Origin of the sequence: Vibrio navarrensis, from assembly GCF_000764325.1 — a bacterium.
GTDB lineage: Bacteria > Pseudomonadota > Gammaproteobacteria > Enterobacterales > Vibrionaceae > Vibrio > Vibrio navarrensis.
In genome coordinates, this window is sequence record NZ_JMCG01000002.1 from 27,385 (window position 1) to 40,464 (window position 13,080).

The window sequence follows — 13,080 nt, forward strand, 5'->3', positions numbered from 1 at the left end:
GTGGCAGCATAAAAATAGTGGATGCCTAAAACAGCGTCATCCTCCATGGAATAAAATTTATAGGATGAGGTGAAAGGCGTAGAATTTTTGTTCGACTCTGCTTAGACACGAAAACAAAGAGATGCCACTTGGGCATCTCTTTTAGCGTATTACAGATCTGGATTATACGTCGTAAGTGGTTGACGCAGTATCACCACCTGTACCTGTCCAGTTGGTGTGGAAGAACTCACCACGTGCACGATCAGTACGCTCATACGTGTGCGCGCCGAAGTAGTCACGTTGTGCCTGCAGCAGGTTCGCTGGCAGACGAGCAGTGGTGTAACCGTCCAGGAAGGTCAGGGCAGATGTGGTACATGGCATTGGAATACCGGCTTCCAGAGATTTCGCTGCCACTTTACGCCATGCTGCTAGGCTACCCGTTAGGATGTTTTTGAAGTAATCGTCAGAACCCAGGAATGCTAGGTCTGGGTTCGCTTCGAACGCGTCACGGATGTTGCCCAGGAATGCAGAACGGATGATACAACCACCGCGCCACATCAGCGCTACGTTACCGTAGTTCAGATCCCAGCCGTTTTCGTTTGACGCTTCACGCATCAGCATAAAGCCTTGTGCGTAAGAGATGATTTTTGATGCCAGCAGCGCTTGACGCAGTGCATCAACCCACTCTTGTTTGTCACCTTCAACCGGAGTGATGGTTTTGCCAAACAGTTTTTCCGCTTCAACACGTTGGTCTTTCAGTGCAGACAAACAGCGCGCAAAGACAGATTCAGAGATCAGCGTCAGCGGAATGCCTAGGTCCAGAGCGTTGATACCTGTCCATTTACCGGTACCTTTCTGGCCTGCAGTATCCAGGATCTTCTCAACCAGTGCTTCACCGTCTTCATCTTTGTAGCCAAGGATGTCAGCCGTGATTTCTACTAGGTAGCTATTCAGCTCAGTTTCGTTCCAGTCAGCGAACACTGCCTGCATTTCGTCAGCAGTCATGCCCAGGCCATCTTTCATGAACTGGTAAGCTTCAGTGATCAGCTGCATGTCGCCGTATTCGATACCGTTGTGAACCATTTTCACGAAGTGGCCAGCACCATCGTTGCCAACCCAGTCACAGCAAGGCTCGCCAGCATCCGTTTTTGCCGAGATCGCTTGGAAGATAGGTTTCACTGCTGCCCAAGCCTCTGGTGCGCCACCTGGCATGATAGATGGTCCGAAACGAGCGCCTTCTTCACCGCCTGATACGCCAGTACCGATGAAGTGGATGCCTTTTTCACGCAGTGCTGCAACGCGGCGGTTAGTGTCTGGGTAGTTAGTGTTACCACCGTCGATGATGATGTCGCCTTTATCCAGTAGAGGAACTAGTTGGTCGATGAACGCATCAACCACCGCACCAGCACGAACCATCAGCATGACTTTACGTGGTGCTTCCAGTTTGTCCACCAGCTCTTGCAGCGTGTAAGCACCAACGATGTTGGTACCTTTGGCCGGGCCTTCTAGGAACTCGTCTACTTTGGCCGCAGTACGGTTGTGCGCCACCACTTTAAAACCGTGGTCATTCATGTTGAGGATAAGGTTTTGACCCATAACTGCTAGGCCAATTACACCGATATCACCTTTCATTTTTTCTCTCCAATAAATTTTACTTGGCTATCGCGATCACACGATTTTCGCCGCTGCGTCTAAATCTAAATACCATTCCGTCAGCCCCTGATGAGACTGAATCTTGGCTGCCGGATATGGAAGAATTTCTGCGGGTGAGCGGTTAATCTCATCCACGATATCTGCTTTACCAGCGCCCAAAACGAGGTAACTGATACGTTTCGCTGCCTCAAGCACGCGTGCACTTTTAGATACACGAATCTGACCAGATTCAGGATGGCTTGCTAAAATGGCGAGTTTTTCTTCGTCGTAGTTTGTTTGACCAGGAAAGAGCGAAGCGGTGTGACCATCGGCGCCAACACCGAGCAAGATCCAATCAAACACGGGTGTACCATTTTCGGTCGGGATCAACGCCAGCATTTCTTTCGCGAAACGTTCCGCTTCCATTTGAGGCTCATCTTCACCACGAATACGGTGGATGTTCTCGGTAGGCAAGGCAACTTGGCTAAACAAAAGCGCATTGGCTTCGCCGTAGTTACTTTCTGCATCATCCGGCGCCACACATCGTTCATCCCCCCACCAAAAGTGTAGATTCTGCCATTGAATCGCCGTTGCGTATGCATCGGACGCTAGTAGCTTGAACAACATTTTGGGCGTACTGCCACCAGAAAGAGAAATATGAACAGGGCGGCCCATTTCGCTAAACGCTTTCATATCGTTCGCGAGGCTTTCAACTACCTGCTCTGCGGTATTAAAAATCTTATGATTGATCATAGTTCGCAGTAATCCGTGTCAGTTAGGTTTTTGCATGGGAAGCGCCATGCGCGATCATCGCGCTGGAGCAGATCGTCCGATTCTTTTGGTCCCCAAGTGCCACAGGCGTAGCCAAACAAAGCTTGCGGATCTTGTTTGAAATCAAGGATCGGCTGGACATATTTCCAACACGCTTCCACTGCATCACTACGTGCAAACAGTGTCGCGTCGCCATTGAGCGCATCTAATAGTAGACGTTCATACGCGGTCAGCATTTGTGTTTCTTGAAGTGAGGTGTAATGGAAATTCATTTTCACTTCTTTGGCATGGAAACCGGCACCTGGCTGCTTCAAGCCAAAACTCATCTGGATGCCTTCATCGGGCTGAATACGAATGATGAGCTTGTTTTCAGGCGCATTTTGCCCAAATACAGGATGCGGCGTGCGTTTAAAGTGGATGACCACTTCTGTGACGCGTGTTGGTAGACGTTTACCGGTACGCACATAAAAAGGCACACCATTCCAACGCCAGTTGTTAATGTAAGCTTTAAGGCCAACATAAGTTTCGGTACGCGAATCTTCGGCAACACCATGCTCTTCGCGGTAACCGGGAAGGTGTTGTCCACGCACATCAGAGGCGGTGTATTGCCCTAGCACAAGGTTGTTACGCAGATCGTGCTCATCCAACGGTTTGAGGCATTGCAGCACTTTTACCACTTCATCACGCATAGAGTCCGCGTTGATCTGCGCCGGTGGTTCCATGCCCACCATCGCCAACACTTGCAGAAGATGGTTTTGGAACATATCGCGCACCGCACCAGAACCGTCGTAGTAACCGCCACGCTCTTCAACACCGAGGAATTCTGCGCCAGTGATTTCTACGTAATCGATGAAATTGCGATTCCATAGCGGTTCAAACATCGCGTTGGAGAAACGAAACACCAACAAATTCTGCACCGTTTCTTTGCCCAGATAATGGTCGATACGGTAGATTTGATGCTCTTGGAAACACTCGTGAATGTCTTTATCCAGTTGTTTGGCAGAGGCCAGATCGTAACCAAAAGGTTTTTCGATGATCAGTCGCTTCCAACCATCGTCTTCGTTGTTCAAGCCATGGTGAGCTAGGCTCGCTGGAATCACACTGTAAAGGCTTGGTGGCGTCGCCATGTAGAACAACGTATTGCGCTGTTCAAACTGATACTGTAGCGCCAACTCGTTCAAGCGAGTCACTAAATTGGCATAATCTGCAGTATCTGAGGTATTGATTGCTTGATAATGCAAATGGTTAATGAAGGCATCCAGCGTTGCTGGCTCTGTTTTTTCCATTTCCTGAAGCGAATTCTTGAGCTTTTCGCGGTAGGACTCATCACTGTACTCTGTTCGGCTGACACCCAGAATGGCGAAGTTTTCTGGAAGCTGCTTACTTGCATAGAGGTGGTATAAGGCAGGAATCAACTTGCGGTAGGTCAAGTCACCCGAAGCACCAAAAATCACGATGCTGCTGTTTTCTGGTATTACCATCATCTTTCCCTTAAAAACGAGGTACTTATTTGTGCCTGGATACGGCTTAAAGGATGAGCCAACCCTATCAATGACACTAAAAAATTGATAGTTGATCTTGCCTATATCAGCGATAGGCAAAACCTAGAGTGTGTGGGTTGGTAATAAGAATGATTTGCCCGACACGGGGGCGTATTGTCTACGACTCTTTGACATACATCAATAGTTGAAAGTGCAATCGTTTAAATAATGACGCGATTTCAAGATAACTATTTGTATCAAAAGTGATATTTGATTTTTTACTGATTAGACCAGTTAGCCCTATTTTTTGTGGTTGCATTACGCTGTTTTTGCGCAAATTTTCGCCACAAAATAGACCACTATCAGTACCCGCTATGGGACTAATTGAGTTATTTTATCTCAGCACTCTTTTATAACAGCGCTCTGGCCGCCCCACTGTACCGTAGCTGAGATCGGCTTGCAGCTCGCCCGCAGCAATCAAATATTCCAAGTAGCGCCTTGCGGTGGTGCGACTGGCACCCATCTTCTCCCCCGCTTCATCGGCGGTATAGCTCTCTTCTTGCTGAAAGAGTGCGCGTATTTTGTCGAGCGTGACACCATCAATTCCTTTGGGCAAATGGCCTGCTTTTTCCTGGACACTGCCTGACTGTAACATCTTGTCCACCAGCCCCTGATTGAGATCCGCAGACACGTGGCCAAGTTGCTCTCGCTGCGCGCGATACTTGTTGAGCGCGGCTTCAAGGCGCACAAACATCACCGGTTTGAGCAAATAATCGACCACGCCACCACGCATCGCCGTTTGCAGCGTCTCTACATCGCGCGCGGCGGTGATCAGAATCACATCACAATGGCGGTTACTGCCACGGATTTGGTTTAAAATGTCCAGACCACTGCCATCGGGCAGATAGACATCGAGCAAAACCAAGTCGGGTTCCAACAGTGTCAACTGCAGTTGTGCTTCTGCCGATGTCGTGGCGATGGCTATCACCTCAAAACCATTCAACTGCTGCAAATAGTTATGATGTAATTGCGCAATCGCTAGGTCATCTTCGATTATCATCACTCGGCTATTGGCACTCATTGCTGCTCTTCCTTGGGTATGTAAACGGTCATTCGTGTTCCGTATTGCTTATTTGGACTCATTTCGATGTGGCCACCATAACGCTGGGCTAATTGGCTGACTAAATAAAGCCCGACACCACGGTTGGCTTTGGCTTTGCTTGACACCCCTTTTTCAACCAGTTGCTGTGGTAAATAACCTTCGGGTAGCCCGCAACCTTGATCGGTCACTTCCAAGATGATTTCAGTGCCGTAATCGCTCACTGAGACTTCAATATTCCTTCTCGATTTGGCAAACGGTTGTTGATGAGCAATACCACTCATGGTGGCGTCAAAGGCATTATCAATCAAATTGCCTAATATGGTGGTAATGTCTTCCGCGTTGACCCCGTCCGGTAGTGGTTCCAAGCGAGTGCCCTCTTCTACACTGAGTTCGAGGCCAAGTTCTCTTGCGCGTTCCGTTTTACCAAGCAGCATCCCCGCGACCAACGGATCTTTAATCGTGTCACGCAGAAATTCAATGAGACCTTGATAATGTTCCGTTTCCTGACCAATCAGTTGTTGCACCGCGTCCAGCTCCCCCATTTGCACCAAACCGCTTATGGTATTGAGTTTATTGCGATGTTCATGCGTCTGAGAGCGCAGCAGATCCGCGTACTCCTTAGTTTGCGATAGCTGCTCAGTCAGTTCACTGATCTCATCGCGCAGACGAAAACTCGATACCGCGCCAACAACCTTTCCATCAACCAAAACGGGCGTGCGGTTAGCGATCAAATGTTTGTGATTAAGATAGAGCTCAATATCGTGATCTTCTTGTCCGGTCTCCAGCACGCGATAGAGATCGCTGCTTGGCAAAGAATCGGCCAGAGGGCGATTGAGTGCCAAGGCTGGATCAAGCCCAAGGATCTGCGCTGCACTGCGGTTAATCGAACGCAGCACACCGTTGGCGTCAATACTGAGGATCCCCTCTTTGATGGTGCTCATAGTCACATCCAACTCGCTGTACAATCGGCCAATCTCTTCTGGCTCAAAACCTAAGATCGCTTTTTGGAACTTGCGCGCAGCGTAATTGGACACCAGTGCGTTAGCGGCAACCACTAAAACCGTCATCGCGATCAAAAACCAGATAAATGGCTCAATGCGATCTTGCAATCTCTCAAGCAGATAGCCAACGGAAACGACGCCAATCACTTTTCCTTGTGCATTGAACACAGCGGCTTTGCCGCGCACCGAATAGCCAAGCGAGCCTTTTGCTGTAGAGATATAAGCTTCACCCTCTTTGAGCGCTCGCTCGTTGTCGCCACCACTCATTGGCAAACCTAGGCGAGAATCAAGCGGATGGATGAGACGCAAACCTTGCTCATCGCCAACGACAATAAAAGCAGCACCAAGCGCATCGGTAAGTTCACGAAAGCGGGCTTGATGGGTCACGTTATCGCGCTGTTCTATCAGCTCAATCACAATGGGAGAGCTGGCCAAAAATCGCGCAACGCCTAACGCTTTTTGTCCCATTTCCTCTTCTTGAGCGTGTTTAAGATAGGCAAAACCAGCGGCGACCAGAATCAGCAGTTCAATCAGCCCTGACAACGTCATAATCACCAACATTCGTTGCCGAAAACTGACACTCTGCCACTTCATCCCGCTCTCCAATCGCTATCTCATTTGCGATAAGTTAACACTTATCTAACACTTAAGTGCAGAGTAGCGCTTGGAAGTGTGAGACGGGAATGGAAAATGTCGACAGATTTTTTAGCATGCTTTTAGGTCTGTTTCACTCAAACTAAAACCACATAAAAATAAATAATCAACATGTTACATATGAAGTTTGATTTTAGTTGATCTAGATCATCTCAATTTTAGGAATTTTTGAGGATTTTTTAACCAGCCAAACGTATACTTCATAAAGTCTAGAGTGACAATCTACCTAACATAACGACAATAATAAGCACAAGGTGGTATCAATTGATAAGGAACGATCAAGATGGAAAGAGATACCTTTGGAATTTGCCTTAACAAGGCGATGCTGTCGAGAAATATGCATTCAACTTTTACACACGTCAGGGCTTACGAAAAAGAGGGATACGGTTCGAGCGAGCTCAAAGTTTTGCTTGCTTTCCCGCAAATGAGCGGGCGCGATCTGCTGCAAACCATGCAAGACTCCAAGCAGCTTGAATGGCGAGCCGAGTTCTTTTGCCCTTCATTAAAATAACCAGCTCACCTTTTATGAGGAAGCACAGCCGATGCGCTGTGCTTTTTATTTCCGCCGACTTAATCAACGTTACACTTAACAGAAAAAGACAATTCCTATATATTAGAGTCATTGCTCTATTTTGATAACGCTATCATGAAAAGAACTCATCAGTTACTAATGATTGGGCTACTCTCCAGCTCTCTCTCATACACTTGTCAGGCCGCGCCGATTACCTTTCAGCAAGCTTGGCAGTTGCTACAAGATAACAACCACTCGCTTGCAGCGCAGCGAGCTAACGTTGCCAGCCAAGAGCACCTGCAAAGTGCTACTCGCAGTTTGGACTGGCCTTCGGTGAGCGTCGGCGCGAATTACACCCGCCTTGATACTGATGTCACGCTCAGTGGCGAGCAGTTAATGTCCAATACCACGATGCCTGCGTCAACAGGGCTAATACTGCAAGCGCTTATGCCAGTATTGAGCGGGATAGAAACCACCATCGCAGAAAAAGATCTCTTTAGCTCATCTATCCGCGCTATTTGGCCCATTTTCACCGGCGGGCGCATTAGCGCTGCACAAGCGGCGGCACAAGGCAAAACCGAGGAAGCGCGCAGCCAGCTTAAAATGGAAACGCAAGCACGCTACGAAGATCTCAGCAAGTACTACTTCTCCGTGGTACTCGCCAAAGAGGTGTTGCAAACGCGCCAAGCGGTCGAAAAAGGGCTGACTCAGCACCGCGATTTCGCCATCAAACTGGAAAAACAAGGGCAGATCGCCCATGTCGAGCGTTTACAAGCCGAAGCCTCGTTGGATAAAGCCAAAGTAGAAACGCGCAAAGCGCAAAGTAATCTTGAGATCGCGCAGTCAGCGCTGAGCAAAATTTTGGCTCAGTCAAGCTTGGTCGAACCTGCCGAAGGGTTGTTTATCAACCATAACTTGCCGCCTCTCTCTGCGTTCACTGAGCAGACTCTCGCCACTTATCCGGGCCTTTCATTGTTGGACGCCAAAGAGCAGCAAGCCAGCGCTCTGATCAAAGCAGAAAAGGGCAAATACTATCCACAAGTCTATCTCTATGGCGACTACAGTCTGTATGAAGATGATTCACTCGCCAGCGAAATGAAACCGGACTGGTTGGTCGGTGTTGGGGTAAATGTCCCATTGATTGACACATCTGGGCGCAGCGAAAAAGTCAAAGCCGCCAGCAGCATGGTCTCGCAAGTACATTCACTCAAGGCGCAAGCGCGAGAAGATCTGTCGGTGCTGGTACAAAAAACCTATCTTGAAGCGCAGCAAGCGGTGGATGAAGTGATCGGTTTGGAGTCGAGTATTCGCCTTGCCAAAGAGAACCTCGATTTGCGGGAAAAAGCCTTTAATCAAGGGCTTTCGAACTCACTGGAAGTGGTCGATGCACAATTGTACTTGGCCAGTATTGAAACGCAGCAATCCGCCGCCCGCTTTCGCTATCTCATCTCACTCAATAAGCTGCTGGCTCTGAGCAGTGAAATGAATAGCTTTGCTCAATATCAAGCTAGCGCCTACGCACCCACTCAAAAGGAATCACTATGAAATCGCTCAAACCTATTCTGCTTTCTCTCTGCGCTGTGGGTGCGGTGAGCTGGATCGGATACCAGTTTTACCAAGCATATCAGCCAAAGCCGGTACGTTTACAGGGAATGATTGAAGCGCAGCAATACAGTATCTCCTCCAAAGTGCCGGGACGCATTGACCAAGTTTTGGTCCGCAAAGGCGATACGGTGAGCAAAGGGCAATTGGTGTTTACCTTGCATAGCCCAGAGATCGAGGCAAAGCTAGAGCAAGCCAAAGCGGGAGAAAAAGCCGCCGGAGCACTGGCGCAAGAAGCGGAAAAAGGCGCTCGCGCGCAGCAAATTCAAGTAGCCAAAGATCAGTGGCTTAAAGCGAAAGCGGCCGCCGATTTAATGGAGAAGACTTACCAGCGCGTCAACAATCTGTACAAGGATGGCGTGGTCGCAGAACAAAAGCGTGACGAAGCGATGACCCAATGGCAAGCCGCCAAATACACCGAAAGCGCGGCATTCCAAATGTATGAGCTCGCCAAAGAAGGCGCGCGCGATGAGACCAAACTCGCGGCGGCAGAAAAGGCGCGCATGGCGGCAGGAGCCGTTGCGGAAGTGGAAGCTTACGCGAGTGATACCCGTATTGAGAGTTGGTTTGACGGTGAAGTGTCTCAGGTTTTGCTACAAAGTGGCGAGTTAGCGCCTCAAGGCTTCCCTGTCGTGACCGTGATTGATACCCATGATGCTTGGGCCGTGCTTAACGTGAGAGAAGATTTGTTAAAACACTTTCAAAAAGGTGAGACCTTCAGCGCTTATTTACCTGCTCTGGATAAAAACGTGCAGTTTCGCGTCACTCATATTGCGGTGATGGGCGATTTTGCCACTTGGCGGGCGACCGATGCCTCACAAGGTTTCGACTTACGTACTTTCGAAGTCGAAGCTCGTCCTGTGGAGCCCATTTCTGCTCTGCGCATGGGCATGAGTTTGGTGGTTGAGCTGTAATTGGCCTTATGATGAACGCTATCTACGCGCAACTGCATGTGCTGCGGCACGACAAATGGCTTTTGTCGTGCTTGACTTGGATCCCACTGCTAATTGCCTTAATGATTTGGGGCGTATTTTCCGCTGGGATCGCTCGTGATTTGCCAATTGGCATTGTTGATCAGTCACACAGCACATTATCACGCAAGCTGGTGCAAATGCTGGATGCTTCGCCCACACTCAGCACAGAGAGAGCATACTCAGACGTTACCGCCGCCAAAGACGCCCTGATTCGTGGTGAGATATACGCTTACGTGATCATCCCCGACCATTTTGATCGCGATATTTATCTCAAGCAGCCTCCGCAGATTTCGGCGTTTTACAACAGTCAATACATACTGACTGGCCGCTTAGTCAACTCTGCCATTGTGCAAGCGCAAGGGCACTTTAACGCCGCATTAGAAACGGTCAAAAGCCTCAGTCATGGTAACCAAACCACTGCGAGCGCCATGGGGAGCGCCGTGACCATTACCACGCAAATCTCTCCGCTGTTTAACCAAAATACCAACTACGCGCAGTTTTTGGTTTCAGCGGTGGTACCCGCTATCTGGCAAATTATGATGGTGGTGTGCACGATTTTAATTCTGGCGGCAAATTTACGAGTCTATGCGCGATCCCCTGAAAAACTGGAGATCTGGCTTGGTGATAACATTCTACTCACCCTTTTCCGCACTCTGAGCTGCTATCTGCCTATCTTTATGCTGCATGGTTTGGCTTTTCTGTGCTGGTTCTACTTCATCCTTGACTGGCCTTTTCACGGCCACTTTTTGCCCATTGTGATTGCGCAGCTTTTCACCGTATTAGCATGCATGATCATGGGCGCTTTCTTTTTTTCTATGACGCTTGATGCCGCCCGAGCGATGAGTTTTGCCGGCGCATTTACCGCGCCCAGTTTTGCCTTTATGGGCATTACCTTCCCGGTTACCGACATGAGCGCGCCCGCGCAGTTTTGGCGTGGATTATTACCGGTGAGTCATTACATCGAAGTACAAGTGTCTCAAGCCAGCTATGGGGCTGAGTTCTATCACGCATTGCAACCTCTTGCGCCGATGGTGGGTTATCTGCTGCCTGCCCTGCTCACTCTCCTTCTGATGAAAAAGCACCTTAACAAAGCGGAGGGAAAATCATGAGCTGGCTTGAACTACTCAAAGCAGAGTTGAAAGCGCTGCTAACCAATCCGGTGGTAACCCTGACTGTATTCGGTGGTGTGTTGTTCTATTCGTTTCTCTATCCACTACCCTACGCGCAGCAAACGCCACGAGAGCAGGCGATTTCAGTCGTCAACCTTGATATGAGCCCCACCAGCTTGAGGCTCGAACGCATGGTCGACGCGACTCCTCAAGTGAAAATCGTCCGCCGCGATGGCACGTTGGCTGAGGCAAAAGCGGCTTTTCTTGCTGGAAAGGTGAGCGGCATTTTGTTGATCCCAGAGCATTTCTACAAAGACCTATTGCTGGGTAAAAGTCCGACACTGTCGTATGCAGGCGATGCCTCCTACTTTCTGGTGTATGGCACCGTGGTGGAAGGGCTGGCACAAACTGGTGGTACGCTGGCAGCGCAGGTCAAAGTCTCGAAACTGCTGATAGATGGTGTACCACTCGCTTTCGCGGCCAATCAGTACAGCGCGGTAAAGCTCAACCTCAAGCCAACCTTTAACCCAACCATGGGTTACGTTGACTATGTAGTGCCCGCGGTGTTTGTGCTGATTTTGCAGCAGACTTTGATCATGGCGGCGGGACTTATCGTCGGTACACAAAAACATGGCCAAGGTTATTGGTCACATGTACCGCGCTGGAAGTTGCTCAGCGTAAGAACCGCAGTACTGGTGGCTATCTATTATCTGCTCAGCGCCTACTATTTCGGTGCCAGTTTTACTATGCATGGCATCAATACGCTGGCCAGCATATCATCACTGCTCAGCTTGCTGTTGCCGTTTCTGCTTGCCTCTTGCCTGCTTGGCTATTGGCTGGGTGATTTGCTTCCGCGCCGTGAACTGGTCACACTGGTGGTGCTTATCAGCTCCATGCCGCTGATTTTCCTTGCTGGTTTCATCTGGCCTGTCGAGATGATCCCAGCGCCGCTTCTATGGGTCGCCCAATTGAGCCCGAGTACCAGCGCGATAAAAGGCTTTCTCGCTCTCAATCAAATGGGGGCTAGCTGGCAACAAGTCAGCCTTCATTGGAGCAGTTTGTGGGGATTGGTGCTGTTTTGGCTTTGTGCCTGCTTGCTATTGTGGCGCCGCCAACAGCCGTGATTGCTAAGAAGTAAAACAATAAGGGCTCAATTTTGAGCCCTTATTGTTTTCTTTACAATCCCATCTCTTGGGTAATGGATTTAATCTGCTTCAAATCCATTTTGTACACTTCGATCAGTTGATCCACTTGACTTAAGCGCGAACTGGCTTCGTCTTGGTTATCGCACGCATCGGATTTCGCGTCCCAAGACTTACCGGAAAGATACACTTCACACGCTTTCTTCAGTGTTTCCAACTTCGGAACCAACACTTCCCGCTCTTTTTGCAGCGCCTCCAACTCTTGAGAAATCTCCATTTCACGGCGGAAAAGTTCTCGCGAGCGCTCAAACATATTACTTTGCATATCGGCCTGACGGCTGAGCTTATCGTTCTCGGTTTGCGTGGTTTCAATCTGCGCTTTTTGCGATTTGATCTGCCCTTCCAAGGTGATGTTCAGTTTTTCCATTTCAGTGAGTTGATTTTGCAGCTTTTCAAGCTCCGCCTGATGCTCTTTTTGTCGCAGTGCGATTTCTGCTTCGAGCTTTTTGTCCACCTCAGAGTCCAAACTCGCTTCGCGTGATTTAACGCTCGCCACCAACTGAGTTTTGTCATTTGCTAGGCTTTGATACTGCTGCTGCAGCCCTTGATAAGTCTCTTGCCATTTTTGAGCCGTAAAGTGAGCGCCGATCAAACCACCAAACGCCATGCCTAATACAGCAGCAATCGCAATATACACGAACGTACGTTTGTCTCGTTCCTCGATGACGACCACATCATCTTGTTCATCAGCTTGTTCATCAGCTTGATTATTTGGCGAAGTCACAACATCTCACTCCAATCTCGATTAATAGGATTATCTAAACAGCTCTGTAGCCACCAAAACCAAGGTATAAATGGCGAAAAGACCGAGCAAGGTCACCACCACCCCTTTTTGGATTTTTTCGTTCGTGCGGTATCTCAGCAAGAAATACGCCAGCACAATTAACACTGCAATCACAATCAGCCGAATCATGACCTCTCCTTGCGTCATCAACTTATGTGACTAAACGGTAGCATTCTATGCCATTTGGCGTCCAGATTAAGTCAAGGTTCGGTAGTTTTTTCTGGCGATTGAGCAATAAATATTCGAACGAAAAATATGGGGATGACATCACAAAATTA

General features: G+C 49.0%; 12 protein-coding genes. 5 read left to right on the forward strand and 7 right to left on the reverse strand.

The features are described 5' to 3' along the window. Nucleotides 1-162: 162 nt before the first annotated feature. The 5 genes from gnd to EA26_RS14550 form a co-directional block, all read right to left on the reverse strand. Nucleotides 163-1,611, reverse strand: coding sequence for a decarboxylating NADP(+)-dependent phosphogluconate dehydrogenase (gene gnd, locus EA26_RS14530; protein WP_039429335.1), 1,449 nt, complete (start codon nucleotides 1,609-1,611; stop codon nucleotides 163-165). Nucleotides 1,612-1,647: 36 nt separating this feature from the next. Next, nucleotides 1,648-2,364, reverse strand: coding sequence for a 6-phosphogluconolactonase (pgl, locus tag EA26_RS14535; protein WP_039429338.1), 717 nt, complete (start codon nucleotides 2,362-2,364; stop codon nucleotides 1,648-1,650). Continuing rightward, nucleotides 2,361-3,863 carry a glucose-6-phosphate dehydrogenase gene (zwf, locus tag EA26_RS14540; RefSeq protein ID WP_039429340.1) on the reverse strand — a complete coding sequence of 501 codons (1,503 nt, stop codon included), beginning with the start codon at nucleotides 3,861-3,863 and terminating at the stop codon, nucleotides 2,361-2,363. The genes pgl and zwf overlap by 4 nt, the downstream gene beginning before the upstream one ends. A gap of 394 nt (nucleotides 3,864-4,257) precedes the next feature. Continuing rightward, a complete protein-coding gene (locus tag EA26_RS14545; protein ID WP_039429342.1) occupies nucleotides 4,258-4,944 on the reverse strand; it encodes a response regulator in 687 nt (228 codons plus the stop codon). Then, a complete protein-coding gene (locus tag EA26_RS14550) occupies nucleotides 4,941-6,560 on the reverse strand; it encodes an ATP-binding protein (RefSeq protein ID WP_039429344.1) in 1,620 nt (539 codons plus the stop codon). The genes EA26_RS14545 and EA26_RS14550 overlap by 4 nt, the downstream gene beginning before the upstream one ends. 343 nt (nucleotides 6,561-6,903) lie before the next feature. Between EA26_RS14550 and EA26_RS14555 the strand changes: the two genes are divergently transcribed. The 5 genes from EA26_RS14555 to EA26_RS14575 all read left to right on the forward strand — a co-directional run bounded on the left by EA26_RS14555 (nucleotide 6,904) and on the right by EA26_RS14575 (nucleotide 11,940). After that, on the forward strand, nucleotides 6,904-7,131 hold the full coding sequence (locus EA26_RS14555; protein WP_039429347.1) for a hypothetical protein: 228 nt from the start codon (nucleotides 6,904-6,906) through the stop codon (nucleotides 7,129-7,131). 135 nt (nucleotides 7,132-7,266) lie between these two features. After that, a complete protein-coding gene (locus tag EA26_RS14560; protein WP_039429348.1) occupies nucleotides 7,267-8,676 on the forward strand; it encodes a TolC family protein in 1,410 nt (469 codons plus the stop codon). Then, nucleotides 8,673-9,647: an HlyD family secretion protein gene (locus EA26_RS14565; RefSeq protein ID WP_039429350.1), complete on the forward strand. Its 975-nt coding sequence runs from the start codon at nucleotides 8,673-8,675 to the stop codon at nucleotides 9,645-9,647. The genes EA26_RS14560 and EA26_RS14565 overlap by 4 nt, the downstream gene beginning before the upstream one ends. Before the next feature lie 8 nt (nucleotides 9,648-9,655). After that, nucleotides 9,656-10,816 carry an ABC transporter permease gene (locus tag EA26_RS14570; RefSeq protein WP_404976593.1) on the forward strand — a complete coding sequence of 387 codons (1,161 nt, stop codon included), beginning with the start codon at nucleotides 9,656-9,658 and terminating at the stop codon, nucleotides 10,814-10,816. Continuing rightward, on the forward strand, nucleotides 10,813-11,940 hold the full coding sequence (locus EA26_RS14575) for an ABC transporter permease (RefSeq protein WP_039429354.1): 1,128 nt from the start codon (nucleotides 10,813-10,815) through the stop codon (nucleotides 11,938-11,940). The genes EA26_RS14570 and EA26_RS14575 overlap by 4 nt, the downstream gene beginning before the upstream one ends. A 52-nt stretch (nucleotides 11,941-11,992) precedes the next feature. Here EA26_RS14575 and EA26_RS14580 read toward each other — a convergent pair whose 3' ends face one another. Together EA26_RS14580 and EA26_RS22060 are read right to left on the reverse strand one after the other, a co-directional pair. Continuing rightward, on the reverse strand, nucleotides 11,993-12,742 hold the full coding sequence (locus EA26_RS14580; RefSeq protein ID WP_039429356.1) for a chromosome partitioning protein ParA: 750 nt from the start codon (nucleotides 12,740-12,742) through the stop codon (nucleotides 11,993-11,995). 30 nt (nucleotides 12,743-12,772) lie between these two features. Beyond that, a complete protein-coding gene (locus EA26_RS22060; protein ID WP_039429357.1) occupies nucleotides 12,773-12,931 on the reverse strand; it encodes a hypothetical protein in 159 nt (52 codons plus the stop codon). Nucleotides 12,932-13,080: the final 149 nt, after the last annotated feature.